We start from the raw sequence: 23,482 nt of genomic DNA, 5'->3' as shown, positions 1-23,482 counted from the left end.
ATTAGACGGTGAACACGATCTTGCCGAACAGGGCGCCGCGGTGCATCGCGGCGAAGCCGTCCTCCGCATGGGTGAGCGGCAGCACCCGATCGATCAGTGGGCGCACCCCGGTCTGCTCGAGGAAGACCGCCAGCCTGGCGAGCTGATCCCGGGTGCCCATTGTGGACCCGACCACGGACTTCTGCAGGAAGAACACCTGCGCGAGCTGCGTCGGGGCGACCATCCCGCTGGTCGCGCCGCTGACGACGATCCGGCCGCCGGCGCGCAGCGAGGCCAGCGAGTGCTGCCAGGTGGCCTCGCCGACCGTCTCCATCACGGCGTCGACCCGCTCCGGCAGCCGCGCCCCGGACTCGAAGACGCGGTCGGCGCCGAGTTCGAGGGCACGGGCCCGCTTCTCCTCAGACCGGCTGGTCGCCCACATGCGGTAGCCGGCGGCGCGGCCGAGTATGATCAAGGCGGTGGCCACGCCGCCACCCGCGCCCTGGATGAGCACGGTCGACCCCGGCTCCAGCCCGGCCTTGTCGAACAGCATCCGGAAGGCGGTCAGCCAGGCGGTGGGCAGGCAGGCGGCCTCCTCGAAGGAGATCGCCTCAGGCTTCGGCACCAGGTTGCGCTTCGGGACGGCGACCTTCTCGGCGAACGTGCCGTCGTACACCTCGGAGAGCAGGGAGCGCTTGGGGTCGAGTGTCTCGTCTCCGTTCACGGGCGTGCCGATCACCGAGTGGACGATGACGTCGTTGCCGTTCTCGTCCACGCCGGCGGCGTCACAACCGAGGACGATGGGCAGCCGGTCCTGGCTGATCCCGACGCCCTTCAGGGTCCAGAGATCGTGGTGGTTCAGCGCGGCGGCCCGTACGGTGACCGTCGTCCAACCGTCTGGGGCCGTCGGCTCGGGGTGCTCACCGAGGGTCAGCCCCTTCAGCGGGTTGTCGGGATCGATCTGCGTGGCGGTAACGGCGAACATAGCCGCACCCTACTCGGCACCCCCTCAGTCGATCTTTGAGCCCTGCCGTGCCGAGCAGAACGAGGGGGCTCGATGGACGAAACCATCGTGCCCCCTCGCGATCGGTTTTACGCCCCTCATACGGGCAGTGGGGTCAAATGGCGAAGACGCCCCCCTCGACAGACCGCATCTCGCACTTGTTCCCGTACGTGCGGCGGTACCAGAAGTACTTCCCGTCCCAGATCCCATTGGCGGTGACCGTGACCGGGCTGTACACCATGGGGCAGTTCGTCCCCTTAACCGGCCGGAGGCTGGCAGGGTCACCCTTGACCTTGGCCAGGGCCGCACACGCGTCCTTCGCGCCCGGGTGGGAACCACCCACCGGCCGACAGTTCAGGAAGGCGTACTGGTCGGGGAGGTCGGACTCGGATACGCCTCCCGAGGTGGCCGTCACGAGCATCATCCGGACGTCGCCGAGGTTCTGCCCGCCCTTGGCGCCCGGCCGGCCGATCAGGGTCATCGGCCCGGGAGCTGAGACGGTGCGGGACTCGGAAACGCCGACGGGCGTCCGTGCGATGGATGGCATGGGTGCGGATGCGGGTGCGGGTGCGGGCGGCCCCTCGTCCGCCTGCGCGGGTGTGACGATGCCGGCGGCGAAGGCCGTACCGGCCAGTAGAGCAAGGAGTGGCTTCATTGGATCCCCCCGTTTCGGCTGATGGTCAGCCTTCCGGGACGGGCGGGCACGATCAAGCGCCCACCCCGGACCATGGCCAAATCTGACGTACCACTGATCCCTTTGGTTCCACCGATTTCATAACGAGGCGGCCACAAAGCTGTGCCGCAACCGTATGGATCTGGAAAAATCACCCCTTAGTATCCATAACACCACACTGGAAGGTCACAGTGGCCAGGCATCTCACACTCGCCATCGGTGGCGCCTTCGCCGCCGCGGGTGTGATCGCCGTGCTCGCGAGTCAGGCGGAGCCCGTCCCCGCGGCCGCACCACCCCTTCAGGTGAGCGCCGCCGCCCTCCAGAACACCGCCTTCGTCCAGAACGGGGTCAGCTCATATCCCCTGGCACCGGCGAAAGCCGACATGGAACGGGTCGCGGCGTACTGGAGCCCAGAACGGCTCAAGCAGGCGAGCAGCTACGAACCGAGCACCAAGCCGTCCGCACCGGCGGCCACACGCAAGGCGACGACCTCCGCCGCCGAGCTGAGCCGAACGCATGCGCAGAGGACGGTCACGCCCCTGCCGGAAAACCGTCTGGCCGCCACCGCCCCGCCCATGGTCGGCAAGGTGTTCTTCAAGGTCGGGGCCAAGGAGTACTGGTGCTCGGCTTCCGTGGTGCACTCGAAGTACCGCAACCTGGTGGCGACCGCCGGTCACTGCGCGTACGCCCTGGCACAGGACAGGCCGGTCGAGAACTGGATCTTCATCCCGTCCTATCAGGACGGCAGGGCCGACGCCGGGATCTTCGTGGGTCACACGCTCTACATGCACGAGGACTTCGCGGGCAAGGGCGACTTCGATCGTGACTACGCCTTCGTCACCGTCCATCGCGGCTTCACCTGGCAGCCCTACACCGAGGCGGGCAAGGTGAAGTACCGGCCGGTGGACACGGGCCGGGTCGAGGACAAGGTGGGCGCGTTCCGCTTCTCCACCGGCAAGTCGGCCGGGCAACGGCTGACAGTGTTCGGTTATCCCGCCGGCGCTCAGCCCGACGGCACCCGGCCGTTCACGGGACAGGTCGTCAGGAGGTGTGCCGGCACCACCGAGAAGAAGCTCGTAAGCGCGCCGACCTGGCAACTCGATCATGGGGTACGGCTGCCCGGCTGCGGCTTCACCTCCGGGGCGAGCGGCGGCCCCTGGGTGATCGGTTACAACAGCGTCAAGCGGACCGGCCATCTCGTCGGCGTCACCAGCCTGACCTGGAACCTGACCGGCGGCGGCCGACTCGACGCCATCTCCGCGCCCTATTTCAGCACGCTCACCCAGCGCGTGTACGCGCAGGCGACCCGCGAGTTCACCGGCTGACTTCGTTTCCGATGCGCGGTCTGCCCGCTGTATGTTTTCCTCTGCGTCCACATATTTACGAATGCGGTGCCGAAAGCGCGCCGCAGCGCGAGGAGTTCCAGTGAAGGGCATGCCCCTCCCCTCATGGGGTGTGGTGGCGGCGGTGTTGATACTCGCCGCGGGCGTGCCGATCCCCGTTCGAGCCCAGGCTGTCCCTCTCCAGACCCCCACGCCGGTCATCAGGGCGGAGGGCTACGACATCGCCCTGAGCCACGCCCTCGCCACTTCGTCGCAGGCCGCCCCGGTCGCCGCGTTCTGGTTGAAGCACGGTGGCCGCGCCCTCCTGTCCGCGACGCCGTACGCCCCAGAAACCGGGATCACCGCGAGGCGTGCCCTGCTCGACGGCCCCGGCCCTGATGTGAAGCCGGGCCTGGTGGCGGCCGCTGCGGCCGGGAAGGCGAAGGACGCCGCCGCCGCCGCGCGCACCGAGCCGAAGAGCGACCGATCGCGCGCCACCGAAGCCGGGAGCGGTACGCGGAGCGGCACTTCCAAGAACATCAACCTGCCCAGGACCATCGGCAAGGCGTTCTTCATTGGAGCGGACGGCCGGCCACACTGGTGCTCGGCCACGTCCGTCCGCTCCGATCACGGCGATCTGGTCGCGACGGCGGGGCACTGCGTCTACGACATCCGGCCCGGCTCGGCCACCACGCTGCGCAACTGGGTGTTCATCCCGGGATATCACCGCGGCAGGGCGCCGTGGGGCATCTACATCGGCCGGCAGGCCTTCACCCACCGCGACTTCGCCACCTACGGGGACGCGGACCGCGACTACGCGTTCGTCAGCGTGACCGACGGGCTCGCGCCGCGCCGCGCCGACGCCGGAGAGCGGTCGGAGCCCTGGCCCGGGAACGGGTTGGGCTTCACGGACACCGGGCGCCTCGGTGATCGGGTCGGTGGGCAGGGTCTCGCCTACAACCTCCGGATCGGCAGGCCTCTCCTCATCATCGGTCACGCCAGGCGAAGCGACTCCCTCGTCTCCTCGTACGGCAGGCCGTTCGCGGCGGCGGATCCCGCCATCAAGGCGGCGGGCCTGATCGGCGTGCGGCCGACCCGTACGGACGCCGTCGGCTCCCCCTGGCTCGCCGCCTACCGGAGCCCTCGCGGCCTCGGCTATCTCAACGGCCTCACCATCGGCTTCTCCGGAACCGGCCGTACGGCGACGGCCGTGTCCCCATATTTCGACGGGGAGCTTTACACGGTCTACGACTCCGCCCGCAGATTCCGGGCAGAATCAGGTAACAGGACGTAGCCCCTGAATCACGCCGCGCCGACCGGCGAGCAGTTCTCCGCGGGTCGGCCGCAGCGTTCGAGCAGCGCCGACACTCGCGGCTGCGCCGCGTACGGCTTGAGCCTGCCGCGCAGGTCCGCGACGTACGACCGGGTCCTGACCGACTGAATGCCCTCGGCCAGGTCCAGGGCGGAGGTGGCGGCGTCGCACGCCTCCTCCAACTCGCCCTGCTGGATGAGGGCCGAGGCCAGCAGGGAGAAGTTGAACATCTTGCCGCGCACGTACCGCCCGTCCATCACCAGCGACCGCCTGGCATGCCGTACGGCTCTGGCCCCGTCACCCAGATCGCGCAGGCAGTGGGCGGACTTGGCCGCGAGGTACGCCTCATCGAAGTAGCCGATCCACTTCGGCTCGTCCCGGGGCGAGCGCCGGTCGAAGGCGGTCTCGGCCGCGTGCAGGGACGCGGCGCACGCCGTGCCGTCGCCGAGCCGGGCGAACGCGTGCGCCTCCAGCACCCGGGCCTCCGACAGCAGGGAGAACACCCCGGAGCGTTCGGCCGCCACCACCGCCGCCCCGGCCAGCTCGAGACCGTGGCGTGGCTGCCCTATGTAGATCGCCTGGTGGCTCATCCCGGCGAGGATCTCGCCGGCGAGGCCGTGATCACCCGCGCTACGGGCCAGCCCGAGCGCCTGGATCAGGTAGCGCTGGGCGAGGCCGTGCTGCTCCAGGTCGTAGGCCATCCATCCGGCGAGCCGGGTCAGCTCGGCCGCCGCCGTCGCCAGCGCACGCCCGGTCGCCTCGCCGTACGACCCGTCACGCAGCAGCGGGGTCACCGCCGTGTGCAGATATCGCACGACCGGCCCGCGAATGCTGCCGCCGCCGAACCGGTTGTCCAACTCGCCGAACGAACGTGTGACCTCCCGGATCGAGGCGACGTCGGAGACCCCGACGCGCCGCGGACCGTCGGCGGAGAGCCGGTCGGGGGCGGGATTCCTCAGCCAGCCTCCGACCCCCACGGATCCCGCTCCCAGCACGAAGGTGGAGTCGATGAGGAACCTGCGCCGCTCGACGTCGGCCTGCCACAGTGCTGTCACGCTCGCCACGCCCTTCTCCCATGAGTGGGGGAACTCCTGCCCGAGGCCGAGAGGCACTGCTCCGCACGGCGTGCCGGAATCCTCTGCGGGCTCCCGCCACCGCACGGGCCTGAGCGAGAAGATCCCGGCCAGCAGGCCGGGCATCCGGCCGGTACGGGACGGCGCGGCATCGGCGAGATGCCGTTGGAACGGCGAGTCGGGGGCGCGTCGCATGACTCTCCTCACCAGGACAGACATAGCCGATAGGTAACGGAGAGCTTTCTTTATAGCACGGACCGTGAACCCCTAAAGGGATTCCCAAATCTTCGCGGCCGTGAAAACGCGCGGGGCCGGTGAGCGGAAGTGCGCCCACCGGCCCCGGTTACCCGGATCGCAACGATTACTTGCGTGCGACGCCGTCCTCGCGGGCCTGCCGTGCCACGGCGGCGGTCACCGCGGGGGCGACCCTCGCGTCGAACGGTGAGGGGATCACGTACGCCTCCGAGAGATCGTCGCCGACCACCTCGGCCAAGGCGGTGGCCGCGGCCAGCTTCATGTTCTCGGTGATCGCCGTGGCCCGGACGTCGAGCGCCCCGCGGAAGATCCCGGGGAAGGCCAGCACGTTGTTGATCTGGTTCGGATGGTCGGAGCGCCCGGTGGCCACCACCCGGGCGTACCTGGCCGCCACGTCCGGCTCCACCTCGGGCGTCGGGTTGGACAACGCGAACACGATCGAGTCCGGTGCCATGGAGGCGATGGCCTCCTCCGACACCGTCGACCCGGACAGACCGATGAACACGTCCGCACCGGCGAGCGCCTGCTCGGTCGATCCGGTGAGGCCGAGCTTGTTGCTGTCGCGGGCCAGCGCCGCCTTGACCGGGTTCAGTCCCTCACGCCCGGCATAGATGATGCCCTTGGAGTCGGAGACCGCGATGTCGCCGATGCCCGCCCCGATCAGGATGCGGGAGACGGCCACGCCGGAGGCGCCGGCGCCGGCCACGACCGCGCGAAGCTCCCCGAGCGAGCGCCCGGTCAGGCGCGCGGCGTTCTGCAGCGCGGCGAGGACCACGATGGCCGTGCCGTGCTGATCGTCGTGGAAGACGGGAATGTCGAGCAGCTCGCGCAGCCGGTTCTCGATCTCGAAGCAGCGCGGTGCACTGATGTCCTCGAGGTTGATGCCCCCGAACGAGGGCGCGAGCCGGACCACGGTCTCGACGATCGCCTCGGTGTCGGTGCAATCGAGACAGATCGGCACGGAGTCGACGTTGCCGAACTCCTTGAAGAGCAGCGCCTTGCCCTCCATGACGGGCATGGCGGCGGCCGGGCCGATATCGCCGAGGCCGAGAACGGCGGTGCCGTCGGACACCACGGCGACCACGTTCGACACCCAGGTGTAGTCGTTGACCAGATCAGGCGCGTCGGAGATCGCGGTGCACACACGGGCGACCCCCGGCGTGTAGGCGAGCGACAGATCGTCCGCGTCCCGGACCGGAATGGTGGAACGGACCTCCAGCTTGCCACCGCGGTGCAGGGCGAAGGCGGGGTCCAGATCGAGAGAGTCGAGAGAAACAGGTGTAACGGTCACAGCGACCCCAGTGTCATAAGGACGATTTCCTTCGGTAGACGCCGCATGTAACGAAGAGCCCAGGCTTCGGTAGCCGCCCGAGGCCGTCGTCGTGGACGGGCGTCTCATGAGGGGGTACGGGGGTCACCCGTTCCCTGATTGTGCCACATGCCGGCTCACTCGTCTGGAGGCAGGTGTTCCCCTGGGACGCGCCGCGTGTAATACTCGGCTTACAATTGATCTCTTACGCACTTAGGCGTCCCAGTGGACTTGACGTCATATGCCGAGCTGGCCGTCCTGCTGGTCAACAGGGGCGACGAGCTCAGAGGTCTCACCGAGTTGCGCGAACTGCTCGATGAGACGGGCCGCAGGGAGTCGGCCGCCCGGGTCACCCGGCGGGATCTCGACGCACTGCGGGAGCTACGCGAGGAACTCGCCGGGGTCTTCCAGGCCGCGGCCGAGGGTGACGAGGACGACGTCGTCGAGCGGCTCAACGGTCTCTTGGTCCGACATCCCGTGCATCCTCAGATTTCTGGCCACGACGGCCAGCGCTGGCACATGCACCTGACCGAGGGCGGGCGGGTGGCCGATGCGCTGGCGGTGGGATCCGTCATGGGCCTGGCGAGCGTGGTCACCGGCCTCGGCGTCGACCGCCTCGGCATCTGCCAGGCCTCCCCCTGTCGCAACGCCTACCTCGACACCTCGTCGAACCGGTCCCGCCGATACTGCTCGGAGCGCTGCGCCAGCCGCGCCAACGTGGCCGCCTACCGCGCCCGTAAACGCGGCGGCTAGAACTGCGGGCTCGGCGGGAAACGCCGGGTCGGCCGGGGCCAGTAGCGCAGGACGACTCTGCCCAGGACGTCGGATTCCGGAACGGCGCCGAAGTCCCAGCTGTCCCGGCGGCCGGGCGCGGACTGGTTGTCGCTCTCCAGCCACCACCCTTCCCCGGTGAGTTGGAACGCCCGTTTCACGATCAGCCCGTGCGGCCGTCTGGCGACCACCAGGTCGCCGGGCCTGATCGGCGCGCCGGGCCGGACGAGAAGCAGGTCTCCGGGCCGCAGGACGGGCAGCATCGAGTCCCCGGCGACACGCACCGCGGTCAGCATCATCCCCCTCAGCGCAAGCATTTCCGGACGAGTAAGGTCGGTCTTGGACAGTGCTGTCACCAGCATGCCTAAGGAAGGATTGCGATGCTCGCACGACTGCTGCGACCCAAGCGCGAAGTATCCGCCCACTGCGACCTGCCGTGCGGGGTCTACGACCCGGCGCAGGCCCGCATCGAGGCCGAGTCGGTTAAGGCGATCATGAAGAAGTACGCCGAGAACGACGACCCGGTCTTCCGCACGCGCGCCCTCATCATCAAGGAACAGCGGGCCGAGCTGGTCAAGCACCACCTGTGGGTGCTGTGGACCGACTACTTCAAGCCCCCGCACCTGGAGCAGTACCCTCAGCTCCACCAGCTCTTCTGGGACGCTACCAAGCTCGCCGGCGCGGCCGGGGCCAAGGGCGCCGTGGACGCCGCCCAGGCGGACGAGCTGCTCGCCAAGATCGACGAGATCGGCAAGATCTTCTGGGAGACCAAGGCCGCCTGAGGCTATGCGTTCTTCCGGCCCCGCACGATCTTCCGGTTCCACAGTCACCGGATCGGGCGGGGCCCGCTCATTTTCGCGGCGGCCAATCGGAAAGGTGATCTAGCAGGGAATTTACCGGCGCTTACTGCCAAGGATCACCATAATCAGGGCCGGGGAGCGGAGCAGCAGGAGGCGAGTGGCGGTAGGTTGCAGTCAGGGCACTGAGCCGTTTGCGATGGGGCCGACTGCGAAGCGCCGACTGCGAAAGAGCCGCCCGCTGAGAGCCGACCGCGAAGGTCGGTCTCCGGGACGGCGGCGAAGGGGCGAGGAGGAACGTGACCGAGGAAACCGAGACGCCTGCGGTGGATCTGACCGGGATTCGCGACGCCGTCACCGTCCGGCTGCCCGCAGTGAGCGCCTATCTCTCCGTGCTGCGTACGGCTACGGCCGGGCTCGCGGCACGGCTCGACTTCACCCTCGACCAGATCGAGGATCTTCGCATCGCCGTCGACGAGGCATGCGCCATGCTTCTCCGGCACGCCGTGCCCGGCACCGACCTTCTGGCGGAGTTCGAGCTCACCGGTCAGGAGATGACGGTCCGGGTCGAGGTGAACACGGTGGGGGTCAGCTCCCCCAACCGGGAGGACTTCGCCTGGATGGTCCTCACGGCCCTCGCCGACGACGTGGACGCCCTGTCAGACCACGCCGACCACATGGCGATCGTCCTGCGCAAGCGCCGAGGCACAGCGAGGCCGGCGTGATGGAAAGGACGAGTGCCATGGCCTCCGGCGACTCGGCCGTGCCCGACCGCGTCCGCGCGCGCACGCTCTTCGCGGAGCTCTCGGAGCTGCCCGCGGACGACCCGAGGCGCCAGCGCATCCGCGACGAGCTCGTCGAGCTCCATCTGCCGCTGGTCGAATACCTCGCGCGGCGCTTCCGCAACCGCGGCGAGTGGCTCGACGACCTCACGCAGGTCGCCACGATCGGGCTGATCAAGTCGATCGACCGGTTCGATCTGGCCAGGGGCGTGGAGTTCTCCACGTACGCGACCCCGACCATCGTCGGGGAGATCAAGCGGCATTTCCGCGACAAGGGCTGGGCGGTGCGCGTACCACGCCGCCTGCAGGAGCTCAAGCTCTCGCTGACCAAGGCGATAAGCGAGCTGTCGCAGCGGGAGAGCCGGGCGCCCACGGTGGCCGAGCTCGCCGCGCACCTGCAGATGAGCGAGGAGGAGGTGCTGGAGGGTCTGGAGTCGGCGAACGCCTACTCGACGGTCTCCCTTGACGCCCCCGACTCCGGGGACGACGACGCGCCGGCCGTGTCCGACTCGCTGGGCATCGTGGACGAGTCGCTGGAGGGCGTCGAGTACCGCGAGTCGCTCAAGCCGCTGCTGGAACGGCTCCCGCCGCGCGAGAAACGGATCCTGCTGCTGCGCTTCTTCGGAAACATGACCCAGTCGCAGATCGCCAATGAGCTGGGGATCTCGCAGATGCACGTGTCCCGGCTGCTGGCCCGGACCCTCGCCCAGCTCCGCGAGGGCCTCACCGCTGAGGACTGAGCTCAGGTGCCGGGGCGGCCGTCCTCGCCCATCAGTGCTCGCGTCGACGTCGGCGCGAGCACTGCGACCAGAGCGACGGCCGCCGCCGCCACGAGCGGGACGCCGTAGCCGTACTGTCCCGACTGGATCAGCGTGACGGCCACCGGCAGCGCGAAGATCTGTGTCACGACGGCCGGCCCCCTGCTCCAGCGCAGCACCCGCCACAGACCGTAGGCGACCCAGAGCAGCCCGGCGCCGGCGAGCAGGCCGAAACCGGCGACCGCGAGGCTGGTGATCGTGTCGGTGGGCTTGCCGATCAGCGTCTCGACGGCGACGTACCCGCCGAGGGTCAGCACGAGCAGGCCCTGGGCGGCCAGGACAGCGGCGGCCACGGTCACCGTGACGGGGCGGTCGGCGGAACGGCTGATCACACCGCCCAACCCTACCCGTAAGTACCCGCGCCCCGGCACCGATGCGTGCGGCGGCGGCGCCTGGTCCGCCACGCTCATTCGTCCGTGGTGTCGCAGGCGTCCGCGGTAAAGCGTTCGTTAACCTTCAGGACATGCGGACACTCCTCCTCGTCAATCCAAAGGCGACAACGACGCACGAACGCACCCGCGACGTGCTGATCCGGGCGCTTGGCGCGGCCGTGGATCTGTCCGTTGAGGAGACCGCGTACCGGGGCCATGCCATGGAGCTCGCCGGGACGGCGCATGCCCGGGGATTCGAGGCGGTGGCCGTCCTGGGGGGCGACGGCACGATGAACGAGACGGTCAACGGGCTGCTCGGCGCGCAACCCGACCGGCGCGCGAGCGAGCGGCCGACCCTGATGATCATCCCGGGGGGCAGCGCCAACGTGTTCGCCCGGGCGCTGGGCCTGCCGAACAACCCGGTCGAGGCCACCGGTGCCGTGCTGGAGGCGCTGCGCGACGGCCGGCGCCGGACGATCGGGCTGGGCCAGGCCATCTGGCATGACGAGGTTTCGGGCCCCGATCCCGGGGCAGATGGGGGCCCAGGCCATCGTCGGTCTCGATATTTCACATTTTGCGCGGGGCTTGGGTACGACGCCGAGGTCGTCAGGGCCGTGGAGGGGCTGCGGAGCACGGGCCAGCGCGCCCTGCCCGCCCTCTACGTGAATACAGCGGTGCGCCACTTCTTCGTGACGGACCGCCGACGTCCCGCCCTCCGGTTGCGGCGTCCGAACCGGCCGGACGAGGAGGAGATCTTCCTCGCCATCGTGTCGAACACCACACCCTGGACCTACGCGGGACCACGTCCGATCAACCCCACGCCGCTGGCCACGTTCGAGACGGGTCTCGATCTGCTGGGACTCCGGAAGCTCAACCTGCCGACCATGGCGGCGCTCGTCCGCCAAATCGTCGGGGAACGGCATGCATTACCGGCGGGTAAACACCTCGTCCAGTTTCACGACGAGGCCGAGTTCACCTTGTTGGCCGCGCGGCCGGTGGCCTTCCAACTGGACGGGGACTACCTGGGAGAACACGAATGGGTGATCTTCCGTTCTATCCCGGATGCATTACAAGTTCTGGTCTAAACCGTGACGGATTGTCACAATGTGACGCATCCGACAGCTATGACGGGCAAAACCTTGCCCCGAACCTCTTGTGTGGTGTTGGTGCGACTGAAAAGCTGAACTACGACGTCGGAACGTAGGACCTTTGCGGAGACCACCGCCTCCGCATTGGTCACCGGCGATCACGCGGACATGCCCGGCCCGAACCCTGGATCGGGCAAATGTTCGCAATAGATAGTGAAATACTTCACAAAGTTGACCAGCGGAGGTCGGCAAGGCCCCGCTTGACGAAGGAGTGGAACGCATGGACTGGCGCCACCGAGCTGCCTGCCGTGACGTGGACCCCGAGCTGTTCTTCCCCATCGGGAACACCGGTCCGGCGCTCATGCAGATCGAAGAGGCCAAGCAGGTATGCCGTAGCTGCCCGGTCATCGACTCGTGCCTGAAGTGGGCTCTGGAATCCGGTCAGGACGCCGGGGTCTGGGGCGGACTCAGCGAGGACGAGCGTCGCGCGCTCAAGCGCCGTGCGGCTCGCGCGCGCGCCCGCGCGGGCGTCTGACTCCGCTGAATGGCGACGGCCTCAGCGCGACTCACGGCCTCACGGACCCCTCGGGCCCGAGTATTCACTCCGGGCCCGAACAGGTCACCACGTGAGAATGCGATTTTTCCGGGCGCTTACTGACTGAAACGGCCCCGGAATTCGGAGAGAGCCCGGCGTTTTCCGAAAGCCGGTTCCAGAAAAGCCGCCTCCAGAAGAGCGTTACAGAAGAGCGGCCGGCCCGGACGACGCGGTCATCCTGGCGGCATGGGAATGCTGAGGCTGACCTCCGTACCCCCGTCCGCCCTCCGGCCGATGCCCAGGCGGCCCGACAGCTCGGCCTCGACCAGCGTGCGGACGATCTGCAGTCCCAGGCTCCCCGTGGTCTCCAGGTCGAAGTCCGGCGGCAGACCCTGCCCGTCGTCGGCCACCACGACCTCCAGTTGGTCCGCCTCGCGCGTCACGATCACCGCCACGTTCCCCGAATTGCCCGAACTGTGCGAGAAGCCATGCTCCACGGCGTTCTGCAGCAGTTCGGTGAGGACCATGGCGATCGGCGTCGCCACAGCGGCCGGCAGCACACCGAACCCGCCGACGCGCCTGGGCATGACGTGGGCCAGCGAAACCTCTGCCGTCATGGCGATCACCCGATCGGCGATGTCGTCGAACTCGACCATCTCCTCGGGCATCTGCGCCAGGATCTCGTGCACTATCGCGATGGAGCCGACGCGCCGGACGGCCTCGTTCAGCGCCTCCCGCCCCTCGGGGTTGCTCAACCTGCGCGCCTGAAGCCGGAGCAGGGCCGCGACGGTCTGCAGGTTGTTCTTGACCCGGTGATGAATCTCACGGATGGTCGCATCCTTGGTCAACAGTTCGCGCTCGCGGCGGCGCAGTTCGGTCACGTCGCGGATGAGCGCCAGCGCCCCGATCCTGCCGCCCCCGACGATTAACGGGATGGCCCTGAGGTGCACCACGGTCCCGCCGTTCTCCACCTCGATCTCACGGGGCGCCCGGCCGCTCGCGACCAGCATCAGATCCTCGTTGATCGGCTCGTCGGAAAAGCACAGCGCGGCCGTGGTCCTGCCGAGGTCGGCGCCCACCAGGTCGGCGTGCAGGCCGAGACGGCGGTAGGCCGACAGCGCGTTCGGGGAGGCGTAGGTCACCCTGCCCCCCTTGTCCAACCGGAGCAGGCCGTCACCGACCCGCGGAGACCTGACGAGGATCGGCTGCTCGCCGGCGAACGGGAACCTGCCCTCGGCCACCATCTGCGCCAGATCTGACGCGCTCTGCAGGTAGGTCAACTCCAGGCGGGACGGCGTACGCGCCGACGACAGGTTGGTGGAGCGTTGGATGACCCCGATGAGGGGGCCGTCGCCGCCTCGCCGTACCGGGATCGTCTCCTCCCGGACCGGCACACCGCTGGACCAGTCGGGATCGCCCTCGCGGCAGATGCGCTGTTCGTCCCACGCGATGTCGATCAGCGGCCGCTCCCCCTTCGCCACGACGACGTCGACGACGTCGTCGTGGTAGACGGTCGGGCCGGTGGTGGGCCGCATCTGGGCCACCGCCACCCAGCCCGTTCCGGTCCGGTGGGGGACCCACAGGATGAGGTCCGCGAAGGACAGGTCGGCCAGGAGTTGCCAGTCCGACACCAGGGAATGGATCCAGTCGACATCCGCGGAGTCGAGCGCGGTATGCCGGGACACCAGGTCGCTGAGAGTTGGCACCCTCGCATGATGCGTCGGGATCCGGCCCGGAGGCGAATCGGCGGCCACCACCTGGCAAGATGCACTCCATGAAACGGCCACTCGACAGACTCCTCGCGGCCACCGCCCAGCGGGAGGCGGCCGGGCTGCGGCGCGTCCTGCGCCCCCGCACGCCCGACCATGACGGCCTGCTCGATCTGGCCTCCAACGACTATCTCGGGCTGTCGCGGGACGAGCGGCTCATTGAGGCCGCCGTCCGCGCCACCCGGGAGTGGGGCACCGGCTCCACCGGTTCCCGCCTGGTGACCGGGACGACGCGGCTGCACGCCGAGCTGGAGGAGCGCCTGGCCGCGTTCACCGGCGCGGCCCGGGCCCTGGTCTTCTCCTCCGGCTACCTCGCCAACCTGGCCGCCGTCGGCCTGGCCTCGGCCCTGGGCGAAGGCGGGGGCGGGGGCGGCAGCCTGATCGTCTCCGACTCCGGCAACCACGCCTCGATCGTCGACGCCTGCCGGCTGTCACGCGCCCGGGTGGCCGTCACCCCGCACGGGGACGCCGAGGCGGTCGAGAAGGTCCTGGCCGACCGCCATGAGGAGCACGCCCTCGTCGTCACCGACGCCGTGTTCTCCGTCGACGGCGATCTCGCGCCGCTACGCGAACTGCACGCGGCAGCCGTACGGCACGGCGCGCTGCTCGTGGTCGACGAGGCCCACGCGCTCGGCGTGGTGGGCGAGCGCGGGCGCGGCGCCATTCACCAGGCGGGACTGGCCGACAGTCCCGACATAGTGAGAACTGTCACGCTGTCGAAGTCGCTGGGATCGCAGGGCGGCGCCGTGCTCGGCGCACCCGAGGTGATCGACACGCTGATCGACACGGGCCGCTCGTTCATCTTCGACACCGGACTCGCCCCCGCCGGTGTGGGGGCGGCGCTGGCCGCGCTCGGCATCCTCGACGGCGTCCCTGAAGACTCCGCCGACGACCTGTCCGGACGCGCGAGGGCCAACGCGCGTGCCCTGGCCGCGATGGTCCGCGAGCTGGGCCTGTCCCCGGGCCTGGAGCCGAACCCGGCTGCGGCCGTGGTGCCGGTCGTGCTAGGCCCGCCACAGCAGGCGGTGACCGCCGCCGCCGTGTGCGCCGAACACGGCGTGCGCGTCGGATGCTTCCGGCCGCCATCGGTTCCCCAGGGACGGTCATGTTTGAGGTTGACCGCGAGGGCCGATCTGGGGTCGGATGATCTCGCGGTGGTCAGGGGTGCGCTCACCGCTGTGGCCGATTTGAAGGTGGATACGTGACGGAGCGCAGCGAGGAATCTCCCCGGGTTCCGAAGTACTACGACGTCAAGCGGAGCCTGCTGGAGCTCACGAAGACCCTGCCTCCCGGCAGCGCGCTCCCCCCGGAGCGGGCGCTCGCGGTGAGCTTCGAGACCTCGCGGACCACGGTCCGCCAGGCGCTCTCGGAGCTCGTGGTGGAGGGCAGGCTGCTGCGGATCCAGGGCAAGGGCACGTTCGTCGCCCAGCCCAAGGTGGCCCAGGTGCTGCAGCTCACCTCGTACACGGGTGACCTGCGCATGGTCGGCCTGGAACCCGACACCAAGATCCTGGACATCAGCTACATCACCGCGGACGAGACGCTCGGCCAGCGGCTGGCGATCAACCCGGGCGGGCGCGTCCTGCGCATACACCGCCTCCGGCTGGCCAACGGCGAGCCGATGTCGATCGACACCACCCACCTGTCCGCCCGGCGCTTCCCCCGCCTGCGGCGGGAGCTGGAGGCCCATCCGTCGCTCTACGAGACGCTGCACAACGCCTACAACGTGCAGTTGACCGACGCGGAGGAGGTCATCGAGACCGTCCTCGCCACGCCGTACGACGCGCAGGTCCTCGGGGTCGACGTCGGGCTGCCGATGCTGCTGCTGACCCGGCACGCGTTCGACGCCGAGGGCAACCCGGTGGAGTACGCCCAGTCGCTCTACCGCGGAGACCGCTACAAGTTCGTCACCCGCCTGCGGCGACCCTCAGGCGGAGCCGCCTGACGACCCCCGTCACACTGAGTCGTACGGCTGTCGCCGGGGCGGCGCCGACCGCCGCCCCGGCGACACGGCCGCGTCCGGCGCTCATGCCCTGCGCCGCCGGGCCGCCGCCACGCCGTACGCTGCGGTGAATGAGCATTATCGTTGTCACAGGCACGGACACCGGTGTCGGGAAGACCGTGGTCACGGCGGCGCTGGCCGCGATGGCCCTTGGACGCGGCGTGACGGTCTCCGTGGTCAAACCGGCGCAGACCGGGGTGGCGGCCGACGAGCCGGGAGACCTGGACGAGGTGATCCGGCTGTCGGGGGCGAGAACGACGTTCGAACCGGCCAGATATCCCGACCCGCTGTCGCCCGCCGCCGCCGCCCGCGTGTCGGGCCTGCCGCCGGTCTCACTCGCCTCGGTGGCCACACTCGTCCGGGAGCAGGCCGAGTCGCACCGGCTGGTCATCGTGGAGGGGGCGGGCGGCCTCCTCGTCCGTTTCGACGAGGAGGGGAGCACGATCGCCGGCCTGGCGCATGAGCTGGGGGCGCCGGTACTGGTGGTGACCCGGGCCGGGCTCGGCACGCTCAACCACACCGCGCTGACGCTGGAGGCGATGGCCGGCCGAGGCCTCGAACTGGCCGGCGTGGTGATCGGCTCGTGGCCGGCCGAGCCGGGACTGGCTGAGCGGTGCAACGTCGCCGACCTGGAGATGCTCGCGGCCCGGCCGCTCGCCGGGGTGCTGCCCGAGGGTGCGGGCGCCCTCGACCAGGCCGAGTTCCGGCGCGCGGCACGGGCGGGGCTCGCCCCGACACTGGGCGGAGTGTTCGACGCCGCCACCTTCCGCACCACCCTCAAGCTTTCCGCATGACCCCACGAGCCCGCTTGAGCCCCAGCGACCACGAAATGGGCGCAGTGAACGACGACATTCTGGAGATCGCCCGCGTCCAGGTGCTGGAGGAGGGCAGGGGCCTCGACGCCGCCCAGGCCCTGGCCTGCCTGACCCTGCCCGACGACCGGCTGCCCGATCTGCTCGCCCTGGCCCACGAGGTCCTGATGAAGTGGTGCGGCCCGGAGGTCGAGGTCGAGGGCATCGTCTCACTCAAGACCGGCGGCTGCCCGGAGGACTGCCACTTCTACTCACAGTCCGGCCAGTTCACCTCCCCGGTGCGCGCCGCGTGGCTGGACATCCCTTCCCTGGTCCAGGCCGCGGTGGAGACCGCTCAGACGGGGGCGACGGAGTTCTGCATCGTCGCGGCCGTACGGGGACCCGACCGGCGGCTCATGGACCAGGTTCGCGAGGGCGTCAAGGCGATCCGCGAAGCCGTCGACATCAACATCGCCTGCTCGCTCGGCATACTCACCCAGGCCCAGGTGGACGAACTGGCCGAGATGGGCGTGCACCGCTACAACCACAACCTGGAGACCGCGCGGTCGCATTTTGCGAAGGTCGTGACCACCCACACCTGGGAGGAGCGCTGTGCTGCGGCGGCATCATCGGCATGGGCGAGACGCTGGAGTAGCGGGCCGAGTTCGCCGCGCAACTCGGCGAGCTGGCCTCCGACGAGGTCCCGCTCAACTTCCTCAACCCCCGGCCGGGCACGCCGTTCGCCGACCAGCCACTGCTGGAGGGGACCGAGGCGTTGAAGACGATCGCGACGTTCCGGCTCGCGCTGCCGCGCACCATCCTGCGGTACGCCGGTGGCCGCGAGCTGACGCTGGGCGACCTCGGCATGCGTGACGGCATGCTCGGCGGCATCAACGCCATCATCGTCGGCAACTACCTGACCACGCTGGGCCGTACCCCCGAGGAGGACCTCAGCCTCCTGGTCGACCTCAAGATGCCCATCAAGGCCCTCTCGGACACCCTCTGAGCCGAGGAGCAGCCCCCACAGACAAGCTAGCCCGACTACCCAAAAGCGCCCGGATCATCACGGTGATCCGGGCGTTTCAGGTAGCGATGGACAGCAGCGGCGCCGCCGACCGTGGTGATCAGGTCAGATCGAACTGCCCGTCCTTGATCTCCCCAATGAAGGCGCGCCACTCTCCAGGGGCGAAGAGCAGCTTGGGACCATCAGGGTTCTTGCTGTCACGTACGGCGATCACACCCGGAAGGTTGGAGGCAACCTCCACGCACTGCCCGCCGTTTCCTGAGGATCGCGTCGACTTGCGCCATACGGCGGCGCTCAGGTCCATTCGTGCTTCACTTCCTCGATCATTCTGAGCGATACATGCTCAGGATAGGCCCATAGCCGTATCGCTTCATAGCGCTTTCGTATGGAGGTCACGATCTCATGGTCTGTCGTGACCTGGCCTTCTGCCGGAGAGTCCACATGCACGGTATCGGGTTCCCCGTTCGGAAGTTCGGCGATCATGAATGCGCCCGCCAACCCGGGTAGGCACTCCGGATCGACGACCTGGATGGAGACGGCAGGACGCGATCCCACCTCGAGGAGGAAATCAAGTTGCTCCCTCATCGCCTCCGGCCCACCCACTCGTCGCCGCAGCACTCCCGCGTCCATCAGGACCAAGAGCATAGGGGGACTATCACTGTCAAGGATCTGCCGACGCTGCATGCGAGCCTGAACCCGCGCATCCACCTCCTCGGGAGTAATCCAAGGCTCTCGGCTGAAGATGTGTTGGGCATATGACTCGGTTTGCAACAGTCCTGGGATCAGAAGGGGATCCCAGGACCGGAGAACCAGGGCGGCTGGCTCGATCTCGTCAACCCAGCCCATGAACCAGCCAGGCCCGCCCGAGCGAGAGACAATACGCCGATATAGCCCTGCAAAGTACCCCCTATCGGTCATCCCAAATATCTGATCCAGCTTCTCGGCGTCAGACCTTGACGGGGTTCGCTTGGCAAGCTCCAAGCGGCTTACCTGGGTCTGAGTGCAGCCGAGACGAGATGCCACGGCGGCCTGAGATAACTGCGCGACTTCGCGTAGCCGGCGCAGCTCGGCCCCGAAGCGAACACGGGGAGAACCTGAGTCGGGAAGTGAGTCCTCGTTCATTTTTCCTCGGGGGAGTTGGAAGCTCTCCAATTCAATCTAACCATCAATCCGAGACAAGTCCAGGTTAGACCGAAAACCGTCATCATTTGGACTACTGTGGCGTGCCAATTCGTCTTCGCGGTCTCGGTACTTTCCGGCACCCTGGCCGTACAACCATCCGCAGCCGCCAATTGAAAGCGCATGAATCGGATTCACCTAGACCACAACGAAGCGAGTCTGGATGATCAGGACAGAAGTCGGTCGGACGCCATCTGACGTGATCCTGCTGGGGCATGTCGACCTGCCTGGCGAGGAATCGTCGGTTCCGCAGGCGCGGCTCTACGTCCGGAAGCTTCTGGAAGCGGCGGACCACACGCGGGTGGACGACGCGCTGTTGCTGGTCAGCGAGTTGGTGACGAACTCGGTTCGCCACTCGGACTCGGGGTCGCGCCCCGATGGGCGGATCACCGTGGTCATCTCCCACCGCCCCGGAGCGCTCCAAGTCAAGGTGATCGACCAGGGCTCGAAGAAGCAAGCACCGCGGATGCTGCGTGCCGCTGAGGACAGCGACCGGGGCCGTGGCCTGTGGCTGGTCGGCCAGATCGCCTCTGCCTGGGGAGTGTACGAGGACGATGCCGGACGAGCGGTCTGGTTCGAACTGGCTTCGGCATGAACACGAACGAAAGGAGATGCGAAATGGACGACTTCACCATCATTTGGGAGAAGCCGGAGTGGCCACTCGGACTGAGGTACGGCTATGTGGGCGAGGTTCGGGCGTTCGGTCTCCAGATCTATGACTCCGGCAAGCGCATGCTGCTGAGCTACCTGCCCAACGCCGACGGCAACGTGACCAGGGAGTTCTTCACCGGCGCGACGGCCGACGCGCAGGTCGCACGACGCGCCAGGGAACTGGTCGAGGACTTCGTCAAGGCCATGGGAGTGAAGTTCACCCGACACATCCCGAGATCCGTCAACACAGATGAGCGCGCAAGACGACAGAGGTAATAAGCAAACTGCACCTCCAACAGAAGGCAAGCGTTTACGTAACTTCAGCCGCTCCGGCAGCTGTGGATCAATGGATTATTGACAGCCACGTCTGTGGATATCCCCCATCAGCCGGCCAGAACCCCATCCCGGAACTGATCGGCAACCCCCGAAGAGAGGCAGACTGTGAAGCGGTCACTCATCATCGACAGCCATGCAAGCTCCTGCTACTTCAGGACCTCGGTGACCGGAAACGAGCGCAAAGCGCTGATCCAGATCACCGAACGCTGCAACCTCCACTGCGCCCACTGCTTCGTCTCCTCCGGCGACTGGGGCGAGCACATGCGCCTGGAGGACCTCACGCAGAAGGTGTTCCCGCGACTGCAGCGCGCCCGCGTACGACGCCTGACCCTTACCGGCGGCGAGCCGTTCGTCCACCCTGACATCCTCGAGATTTGCCGCGTCCTCGCAGAGATGGGACTGCCGGTCGGGATCTGCACCAACGCCACGCAGACCAGTGACGAGCAGATCTCCTACCTCGCCCGTCTCGGCAACGTGCACATCAACGTGAGCTTCGACGGGTTCCGCCCCGAAAGCCACGGGAAATTCCGGGGCAGCGTCGCCTCCTTCCACACCACGTTGGCCACGACCCGCGCGTTCGCCCAGGCGGGGATCCTCCAGGGGTTGCTGTCCACCCCCAACGCGCTCACCGGCGTCGAGGAGTTCGCTGCACTGTGCGAATTCGCAGTCGAGGTCGATGCCGAATACGTCCTGATGAACCCGCTCTCATCCTTCGGCCGTGGCGTGAAAAGCCGCGGTCGACTCGCCGCCGACGCCACCAAGATGCGCGCCATCTACGAGGTGACCGAACAGTTCCGTCACCGCGGAATCGATCTCGTGCACATCCGCTTCCCTAACGACACCAAACCGTTGGCGGGCTGCGACGCCGGGAAACTCATCTATGTCTTCGCGGACGGGCTCACCGCCGTCTGCCCCTACCTCGTGTTCGCCGCCCGTACCCCACAGTCTCAGTATCCTGACAGCGACTTCCTGGTCGGAAACATCCTTGACGGGGAGATCGCCGAAACCCTTGACGGCTACGACTTGGGTGCCAAGCTCAGCATGGGAGGGAACCCAACATGCAGCGGCTGCTCGATGAACGGCACCTGCGGCAAGGGCTGCCCCGCTGCGCTGATCTCGAACGGCCAGCGGATCGGGGAAGTCGACACGGAGCAGTGCCCTCGCATTGAAAAGCCACTGCTGCAGATCTCCCCCCGGCCGTCATGAGCGGCGGCTTGTTCCTCGTCATGGAAGGCCCGAACGGTGTCGGCAAGACCACCACCGCCACGCGCCTCGCCGAACGGCTGCGCGAGCGCGGCCGGTCCGTCCACGTGACCAGTGAGCCGTCGAATACCCCGCTGGGGCGCCTGATCCGCGCCAGCGAATCCACGCTGTCAGGCCGAGCATTGGCCCTCGCGGTGGCCGCGGACCGCTACAAGCACATCACCGACGAGATCCAGCCGGCACTGGATGCCGGGCAGGTAGTGATCAGTGACCGGTATGTGCAGTCCTCGCTGGTACTGCAACGCCTCGATGGCCTGTCTCTCCAGGAGATCTGGCAATACAACGCGCAGGTGTCACCGCCGTCTCTATCTTTCTACTTGCACCACACTCACGAGGTTCTACAGCGGCGGCTCAACCATCGCCCGAGGCTGTCGCGTCTCGAACACGACGGCTCACCCCAGCAGGAGCTGGCCCTCTACGAGGATGCGTTCCACTTCCTGAGAGAACGCGGCTGGCACCAGGCCCGGATCGACTGCCAGGATCTCGACCCAAACGATGTGGTGACGACGCTCCTGCACCATCTGGAGCACATCGAGAGGGCATGAGGTGACAAGGCTGTGGTCCAAGCGCTGACGGTCAACATCGGGGCCGCTTCACGCGAGCGTGCTGAGCTGCTGCTGCGATGGCTCGCCAGGCGACCGGAAGATGTGTTCCTGCTCACCGAAACAAGCGCCGGGACCGGTACGTCCTACCTGCTAGATCAGTTCCGGAATGTCGGCTACGCCGTGGTCAAGACACCTGATATCGACGGAGAGCGAGGGACTGCGCTGGTCAGCCGAATACCTTTGGCTCACACTCAGCCCGACCCCTTCGATGAGGTGAGTATCCCCGGTCGGGTCGCGTTCGCGGCGCTAGACACGAGTCCACGGATGTGGATCCTCGCTGTCTACGTACCTAGCCGAGACCGCAGCGCAGACAAGATCACTCGCAAGGAAACCTTCATCGGCTCCCTCCTCAAAGCGTTGGAGGAACTACCCGCCGAGCAGCACGACCACCTGGTGATCGGCGGGGATTACAATGTGATCTCCGCCGATCACCAGCCACTCCACTCGGGATTCCTCCCGTTCGAGTTCGGCTTGCTGGAAACTCTCAAGGCCCGGGGTTTCCTCGATGCCTACCGTCGCTGCTCGCCGGGCATTCAGGCCTACAGCTGGATCGGCAGGACCGGCGATGGCTACTGCTATGACTACTTCCATGTGGGCCCAGCCTTGGCCGACCGCATCTGCGATTGCGCCTATCTTCAGGAGACGCGCGAGACCCGCCTGACCGATCACGCGGCAGTCCGGCTGGGACTGCAGGCGGAGGCGGCGAAGCTGCCCTGCGACGCCCCATCCGGGCCGGATGCCCTCGCATTGTTTTAGGCAGGGGCGAGGGCTGCACGCACGAGGGAGTCGTAGGTGTCGGTCGTACGCTCCAGTTCGACGCCGAGTGATCGCGCGACGGCGTCGAGCTCCTGCTGCACGGCTGCGCCGGACTCCCCGCCGTGCACTGTCCGCTCGATCTCGACGAACACCCCGGCGTGCTCCACCTCATCGATACAGATCGACATGTCGCCCAGCACCCCGGTCCTCCGGGTCTTCACGATCCGGACCGTCGGGTAGAAGCCCATCGCTACGACGGCCTGATGCATCTGCTCCCGGTCGGCGACCTCGGTCTCGTGCTCCAGGCAGGCCATCTCGTTGTCGAGCGGCTTCTTCACCGTGAACAGATGCCGCCCCTGCTGGGTACGCAGACGTGCGAACGCCACCCCGATCTTGCTATTTCCATAGCTCCAGCCATCTTCGGCGTACGCTTGGTCGTCCTGCCGTATCGTGGCCGACAGGGACACCCCGCGCTGGACCAGCGCGTCCTCCAGCGCCGCCAGGTCGGCCACGCGGTACTTAACCTCAACCTCTTGCGTCCCCTGAGCCACGACAGCCTCCCTGGCATTCGCTGAAGCGGTCGGGAGCCTATCGAGTCCTTCGGCTCGCTGTCGGCCGAAGCGGCAAAGACGGTCGGCTCTCGCCGCAGGCAGGGCCGTACCCGAAGGTGTCAGTCGATCCGGTACGGGTCACCGTAGACCTTCCATCGCAGCGGCGGGTCCAGGTCGAGGTTGCCGTTCCTGAGGAAGACCCGCTGGGCGGTGTCCACCCGGCTGGTGTCCTCGTGCGCCGCCTCGGCCCGCATGGCCTTCTTCCGCGCGTCGAGGAAGGCGTTCAGATAGGCGGTCTCGTCGCCGCCCCGGGCGGGAGGCTCGGCCTTCTTCAGCGCGTTCTTCCGGATGGCGCCGAAGCTCTCGGGGTCGTCGCCGTCGCCGTGCATGATGATCGCGTCGAAGTAGATGAACTGGCCGAGCGCCCGTAGGCCGTCCTTCTTGGCCCGCGCGACCACCGGATTGAA

At 67.9% G+C, this 23,482-nt stretch carries 29 protein-coding genes; 18 read left to right on the top strand and 11 right to left on the bottom strand.

The window, feature by feature from the left end; translation table 11 throughout:
• Position 1: 1 nt before the first annotated feature.
• Together Mth01_RS22095 and Mth01_RS22090 are read right to left on the bottom strand one after the other, a co-directional pair.
• The gene (locus Mth01_RS22095) at positions 2-964 is read right to left on the bottom strand and encodes a zinc-binding dehydrogenase (RefSeq protein WP_204017830.1); all 963 of its coding nucleotides are present in this window, start codon (positions 962-964) and stop codon (positions 2-4) included.
• A gap of 133 nt (positions 965-1,097) precedes the next feature.
• A complete protein-coding gene (locus Mth01_RS22090) occupies positions 1,098-1,637 on the bottom strand; it encodes an SSI family serine proteinase inhibitor (RefSeq protein ID WP_204017829.1) in 540 nt (179 codons plus the stop codon).
• A gap of 209 nt (positions 1,638-1,846) precedes the next feature.
• Here Mth01_RS22090 and Mth01_RS22085 point away from each other — a divergent pair, with 209 nt between their 5' ends.
• A complete protein-coding gene (locus Mth01_RS22085) occupies positions 1,847-2,980 on the top strand; it encodes a trypsin-like serine peptidase (protein ID WP_204017828.1) in 1,134 nt (377 codons plus the stop codon).
• 109 nt (positions 2,981-3,089) lie between these two features.
• Positions 3,090-4,271, top strand: coding sequence for a trypsin-like serine peptidase (locus Mth01_RS22080; protein WP_407695968.1), 1,182 nt, complete (start codon positions 3,090-3,092; stop codon positions 4,269-4,271).
• Positions 4,272-4,279: 8 nt separating this feature from the next.
• On the opposite strand, the gene Mth01_RS22075 is transcribed toward Mth01_RS22080, so the two are convergent.
• Positions 4,280-5,557 carry a hypothetical protein gene (locus Mth01_RS22075; protein WP_204017826.1) on the bottom strand — a complete coding sequence of 426 codons (1,278 nt, stop codon included), beginning with the start codon at positions 5,555-5,557 and terminating at the stop codon, positions 4,280-4,282.
• A 166-nt stretch (positions 5,558-5,723) separates the two neighbouring features.
• Positions 5,724-6,908: an NAD(P)-dependent malic enzyme gene (locus Mth01_RS22070; protein WP_239089897.1), complete on the bottom strand. Its 1,185-nt coding sequence runs from the start codon at positions 6,906-6,908 to the stop codon at positions 5,724-5,726.
• 243 nt (positions 6,909-7,151) lie between these two features.
• Between Mth01_RS22070 and Mth01_RS22065 the strand changes: the two genes are divergently transcribed.
• A complete protein-coding gene (locus Mth01_RS22065; RefSeq protein ID WP_204017824.1) occupies positions 7,152-7,679 on the top strand; it encodes a CGNR zinc finger domain-containing protein in 528 nt (175 codons plus the stop codon).
• On the opposite strand, the gene Mth01_RS22060 is transcribed toward Mth01_RS22065, so the two are convergent.
• Positions 7,676-8,014 carry a S24 family peptidase gene (locus tag Mth01_RS22060; protein ID WP_239089896.1) on the bottom strand — a complete coding sequence of 113 codons (339 nt, stop codon included), beginning with the start codon at positions 8,012-8,014 and terminating at the stop codon, positions 7,676-7,678. The genes Mth01_RS22065 and Mth01_RS22060 overlap by 4 nt on opposite strands.
• Positions 8,015-8,077: 63 nt before the next feature.
• Here Mth01_RS22060 and sodN point away from each other — a divergent pair, with 63 nt between their 5' ends.
• From sodN to Mth01_RS22045, 3 genes are all read left to right on the top strand, one after another.
• Positions 8,078-8,479: a superoxide dismutase, Ni gene (gene sodN, locus Mth01_RS22055; RefSeq protein WP_204017823.1), complete on the top strand. Its 402-nt coding sequence runs from the start codon at positions 8,078-8,080 to the stop codon at positions 8,477-8,479.
• A 314-nt stretch (positions 8,480-8,793) separates the two neighbouring features.
• Positions 8,794-9,219: an ATP-binding protein gene (locus tag Mth01_RS22050; protein ID WP_204017822.1), complete on the top strand. Its 426-nt coding sequence runs from the start codon at positions 8,794-8,796 to the stop codon at positions 9,217-9,219.
• Between the two features lie 17 nt (positions 9,220-9,236).
• A complete protein-coding gene (locus Mth01_RS22045; protein ID WP_204017821.1) occupies positions 9,237-10,016 on the top strand; it encodes an RNA polymerase sigma factor SigF in 780 nt (259 codons plus the stop codon).
• A 2-nt stretch (positions 10,017-10,018) separates the two neighbouring features.
• Here Mth01_RS22045 and Mth01_RS22040 read toward each other — a convergent pair whose 3' ends face one another.
• Positions 10,019-10,426, bottom strand: coding sequence for a hypothetical protein (locus Mth01_RS22040; RefSeq protein ID WP_239089895.1), 408 nt, complete (start codon positions 10,424-10,426; stop codon positions 10,019-10,021).
• A 131-nt stretch (positions 10,427-10,557) separates the two neighbouring features.
• Between Mth01_RS22040 and Mth01_RS22035 the strand changes: the two genes are divergently transcribed.
• On the top strand, positions 10,558-11,550 hold the full coding sequence (locus Mth01_RS22035) for a diacylglycerol/lipid kinase family protein (protein ID WP_204017820.1): 993 nt from the start codon (positions 10,558-10,560) through the stop codon (positions 11,548-11,550).
• A 283-nt stretch (positions 11,551-11,833) separates the two neighbouring features.
• Positions 11,834-12,088 carry a WhiB family transcriptional regulator gene (locus tag Mth01_RS22030; protein WP_204017819.1) on the top strand — a complete coding sequence of 85 codons (255 nt, stop codon included), beginning with the start codon at positions 11,834-11,836 and terminating at the stop codon, positions 12,086-12,088.
• 233 nt (positions 12,089-12,321) lie between these two features.
• Here the strand turns inward: Mth01_RS22030 and Mth01_RS22025 are convergent, their stop codons facing one another.
• Positions 12,322-13,794 carry a sensor histidine kinase gene (locus tag Mth01_RS22025; protein ID WP_204017818.1) on the bottom strand — a complete coding sequence of 491 codons (1,473 nt, stop codon included), beginning with the start codon at positions 13,792-13,794 and terminating at the stop codon, positions 12,322-12,324.
• A 68-nt stretch (positions 13,795-13,862) separates the two neighbouring features.
• Between Mth01_RS22025 and Mth01_RS22020 the strand changes: the two genes are divergently transcribed.
• The 5 genes from Mth01_RS22020 to Mth01_RS29880 all read left to right on the top strand — a co-directional run bounded on the left by Mth01_RS22020 (position 13,863) and on the right by Mth01_RS29880 (position 17,656).
• On the top strand, positions 13,863-15,062 hold the full coding sequence (locus Mth01_RS22020; protein ID WP_239089894.1) for an 8-amino-7-oxononanoate synthase: 1,200 nt from the start codon (positions 13,863-13,865) through the stop codon (positions 15,060-15,062).
• Positions 15,059-15,802 carry a GntR family transcriptional regulator gene (locus Mth01_RS22015; RefSeq protein WP_204017816.1) on the top strand — a complete coding sequence of 248 codons (744 nt, stop codon included), beginning with the start codon at positions 15,059-15,061 and terminating at the stop codon, positions 15,800-15,802. Before Mth01_RS22020 ends, Mth01_RS22015 begins: the two co-directional genes overlap by 4 nt.
• A gap of 128 nt (positions 15,803-15,930) precedes the next feature.
• Positions 15,931-16,653: a dethiobiotin synthase gene (gene bioD / locus Mth01_RS22010; protein WP_204017815.1), complete on the top strand. Its 723-nt coding sequence runs from the start codon at positions 15,931-15,933 to the stop codon at positions 16,651-16,653.
• A 44-nt stretch (positions 16,654-16,697) separates the two neighbouring features.
• Positions 16,698-17,429, top strand: a complete 732-nt coding sequence (locus tag Mth01_RS22005) for a biotin synthase BioB (RefSeq protein ID WP_239089893.1) — start codon at positions 16,698-16,700, stop codon at positions 17,427-17,429.
• Positions 17,336-17,656 (top strand): biotin synthase BioB, encoded by a 321-nt coding sequence (locus Mth01_RS29880; RefSeq protein ID WP_308440830.1) that lies wholly within the window; start codon positions 17,336-17,338, stop codon positions 17,654-17,656. Before Mth01_RS22005 ends, Mth01_RS29880 begins: the two co-directional genes overlap by 94 nt.
• A 118-nt stretch (positions 17,657-17,774) precedes the next feature.
• Here Mth01_RS29880 and Mth01_RS22000 read toward each other — a convergent pair whose 3' ends face one another.
• Together Mth01_RS22000 and Mth01_RS21995 are read right to left on the bottom strand one after the other, a co-directional pair.
• Positions 17,775-17,978 carry a DUF397 domain-containing protein gene (locus tag Mth01_RS22000; protein ID WP_204017814.1) on the bottom strand — a complete coding sequence of 68 codons (204 nt, stop codon included), beginning with the start codon at positions 17,976-17,978 and terminating at the stop codon, positions 17,775-17,777.
• On the bottom strand, positions 17,969-18,796 hold the full coding sequence (locus Mth01_RS21995; protein WP_204017813.1) for a helix-turn-helix domain-containing protein: 828 nt from the start codon (positions 18,794-18,796) through the stop codon (positions 17,969-17,971). The genes Mth01_RS22000 and Mth01_RS21995 overlap by 10 nt, the downstream gene beginning before the upstream one ends.
• A gap of 256 nt (positions 18,797-19,052) precedes the next feature.
• Here Mth01_RS21995 and Mth01_RS21990 point away from each other — a divergent pair, with 256 nt between their 5' ends.
• The 5 genes from Mth01_RS21990 to Mth01_RS21970 all read left to right on the top strand — a co-directional run bounded on the left by Mth01_RS21990 (position 19,053) and on the right by Mth01_RS21970 (position 22,464).
• Entirely contained in the window at positions 19,053-19,448 is a 396-nt protein-coding gene (locus Mth01_RS21990; RefSeq protein ID WP_204017812.1) for an ATP-binding protein, read from the top strand.
• 23 nt (positions 19,449-19,471) lie between these two features.
• Positions 19,472-19,780, top strand: a complete 309-nt coding sequence (locus tag Mth01_RS21985; RefSeq protein ID WP_204017811.1) for a hypothetical protein — start codon at positions 19,472-19,474, stop codon at positions 19,778-19,780.
• A 165-nt stretch (positions 19,781-19,945) separates the two neighbouring features.
• Entirely contained in the window at positions 19,946-21,046 is a 1,101-nt protein-coding gene (locus Mth01_RS21980; protein WP_308440828.1) for a radical SAM protein, read from the top strand.
• 8 nt (positions 21,047-21,054) lie between these two features.
• A complete protein-coding gene (gene tmk / locus Mth01_RS21975) occupies positions 21,055-21,648 on the top strand; it encodes a dTMP kinase (RefSeq protein WP_204017809.1) in 594 nt (197 codons plus the stop codon).
• 12 nt (positions 21,649-21,660) lie between these two features.
• A complete protein-coding gene (locus Mth01_RS21970; protein WP_204017808.1) occupies positions 21,661-22,464 on the top strand; it encodes an endonuclease/exonuclease/phosphatase family protein in 804 nt (267 codons plus the stop codon).
• Here Mth01_RS21970 and cyaB read toward each other — a convergent pair.
• Positions 22,461-23,015, bottom strand: coding sequence for a class IV adenylate cyclase (cyaB, locus tag Mth01_RS21965; RefSeq protein WP_204017807.1), 555 nt, complete (start codon positions 23,013-23,015; stop codon positions 22,461-22,463). The two genes, Mth01_RS21970 and cyaB, sit on opposite strands and share 4 nt — an antisense overlap.
• A 119-nt stretch (positions 23,016-23,134) precedes the next feature.
• A partial coding sequence (locus tag Mth01_RS21960) for a chitosanase (RefSeq protein ID WP_204017806.1) occupies positions 23,135-23,482 on the bottom strand: 348 nt, incomplete at its 5' end.

The organism is Sphaerimonospora thailandensis (genome assembly GCF_016863115.1).
In the GTDB taxonomy this organism is placed as follows: Bacteria; Actinomycetota; Actinomycetes; order Streptosporangiales; family Streptosporangiaceae; genus Sphaerimonospora; species Sphaerimonospora cavernae.
The sequence above is the reverse complement of the archived record's forward strand: the minus strand, read 5'-3'. Positions and strand labels throughout refer to the sequence as shown.

What these genes read in the sequence shown, in the direction of transcription:
- Mth01_RS22095 (WP_204017830.1), bottom strand. Translation starts at nt 964, where the DNA reads ATGTTCGCCGTTACCGCCACGCAGATCGATCCCGACAACCCGCTGAAG.
- Mth01_RS22090 (WP_204017829.1), bottom strand. Translation starts at nt 1,637, where the DNA reads ATGAAGCCACTCCTTGCTCTACTGGCCGGTACGGCCTTCGCCGCCGGC.
- Mth01_RS22080 (WP_407695968.1), top strand. Translation starts at nt 3,090, where the DNA reads ATGCCCCTCCCCTCATGGGGTGTGGTGGCGGCGGTGTTGATACTCGCC.
- Mth01_RS22075 (WP_204017826.1), bottom strand. Translation starts at nt 5,557, where the DNA reads ATGCGACGCGCCCCCGACTCGCCGTTCCAACGGCATCTCGCCGATGCC.
- Mth01_RS22060 (WP_239089896.1), bottom strand. Translation starts at nt 8,014, where the DNA reads ATGCTTGCGCTGAGGGGGATGATGCTGACCGCGGTGCGTGTCGCCGGG.
- sodN (WP_204017823.1), top strand. Translation starts at nt 8,078, where the DNA reads ATGCTCGCACGACTGCTGCGACCCAAGCGCGAAGTATCCGCCCACTGC.
- Mth01_RS22045 (WP_204017821.1), top strand. Translation starts at nt 9,237, where the DNA reads ATGGCCTCCGGCGACTCGGCCGTGCCCGACCGCGTCCGCGCGCGCACG.
- Mth01_RS22035 (WP_204017820.1), top strand. Translation starts at nt 10,558, where the DNA reads ATGCGGACACTCCTCCTCGTCAATCCAAAGGCGACAACGACGCACGAA.
- Mth01_RS22030 (WP_204017819.1), top strand. Translation starts at nt 11,834, where the DNA reads ATGGACTGGCGCCACCGAGCTGCCTGCCGTGACGTGGACCCCGAGCTG.
- Mth01_RS22020 (WP_239089894.1), top strand. Translation starts at nt 13,863, where the DNA reads ATGAAACGGCCACTCGACAGACTCCTCGCGGCCACCGCCCAGCGGGAG.
- bioD (WP_204017815.1), top strand. Translation starts at nt 15,931, where the DNA reads ATGAGCATTATCGTTGTCACAGGCACGGACACCGGTGTCGGGAAGACC.
- Mth01_RS22000 (WP_204017814.1), bottom strand. Translation starts at nt 17,978, where the DNA reads ATGGACCTGAGCGCCGCCGTATGGCGCAAGTCGACGCGATCCTCAGGA.
- Mth01_RS21995 (WP_204017813.1), bottom strand. Translation starts at nt 18,796, where the DNA reads ATGAACGAGGACTCACTTCCCGACTCAGGTTCTCCCCGTGTTCGCTTC.
- Mth01_RS21985 (WP_204017811.1), top strand. Translation starts at nt 19,472, where the DNA reads ATGGACGACTTCACCATCATTTGGGAGAAGCCGGAGTGGCCACTCGGA.